General features: G+C 49.4%; 1 protein-coding gene. It reads left to right on the top strand.

Annotated elements, in window-relative coordinates; genetic code table 11:
• Positions 1 to 1,128: hypothetical protein (locus tag KDK18_RS14020; RefSeq protein WP_257255554.1), on the top strand; the 1,128-nt coding region annotated here is incomplete at its 5' end.
• Between the last annotated feature and the right edge of the window lie 62 nt (positions 1,129 to 1,190).

Genomic DNA, 1,190 nt, shown 5'->3' with positions numbered 1-1,190 from the left:
AATAGTACATTGATGCAGGCTCATGCCGTAGCGGTTGAGCAGCAGCTCAATGATTACTGGGTCAAACCTTCAGCCTTCCTGGCACAGACGGTCACCTGGTATTTCTCCAGCTACAAACCTCTACTTTCGGCCCATAACACTCTCGAGGCTACCTTACTATCCCTGTCAAACATGTCGTTCCTCTACCTTCTGGATCTGACCAACAGGGGCGATTACCTGCACCGGATACTGACACCTTTCCGGCACTGGATGGAACACTATGGCATCGATTTTAACCGAAACAGGCAATACGCCTACCACAGCGGCATTGAACAAGTCTCTGAATTGGGTGGACTGGCAATGCCATTGGGCAGGACCGCTTCCTCAATCATTCTGCTAAAAACCGGCTCTATGCTGTTTACCAGACAATATAACGCCAACCCCCACAGGTATCGCAGCCTTTTCCGCCTGGTTCCCGAAATGGTGAAATCCATGGGTTCCGGACAAGGGGTTAAGGTACCGCTGCTACACAGGATCACACCGGCAAAAGTGAAAACCATGGCATCTGCCACAGCCGGTCTTGTGCTGGGTCCGATAGCCACTGCCGGAGCATACGCCCACGGTCTTATATCCGGGTTTACCTATACTCAAACCTTCGGACTGGCTCTGACAACAAGCCTCACTTTCGACTTCTTCATGAATGACAACAAGATGCTCACTCAATGGCTGGGTGGACCTCTGGGCCGGAGTCTTGACAGGATCAATCGCTGGAGAGAAGCAGGCGAAACGGAATCTGACTATGTGAAACGTACTGCCATTACCACGCCTCAACGATTCAGTGAAACCGATGAAGCCTATGCCAACCGTGTTAAAGCCAACAACATGATGCATGGCTGGACGCAGGGCGAGCATTATCTTCAGTTCCGTGAAAGACGTGATCGGACCATGAAAATGTATGAGCATGGCTGGGAAAAATACTTCAGGGAAAATGTGCCTGAATGGTCATTCTCCCATGCAGAAAGCATTCCTTACTCCTACACTCTGGGAGCCCTCTTTGAATGGCAAAAAAGCAGTAATAAGAAACTTCCTGATCATGATAGAAAAATGCTTTCCGGGAAAGAGGATAAAGAGACCAGCGACGAACTTTGATATCAGAAATCATTGAGCTGCTGCTCAACCGCTACGGCATGAGCCTGCATCAATGTACTATT

This window comes from Endozoicomonas sp. SESOKO3, from assembly GCF_024606255.1.
Note: the sequence above shows the minus strand (reverse complement) of the source record. Positions and strands in the feature narration are given on the sequence as shown.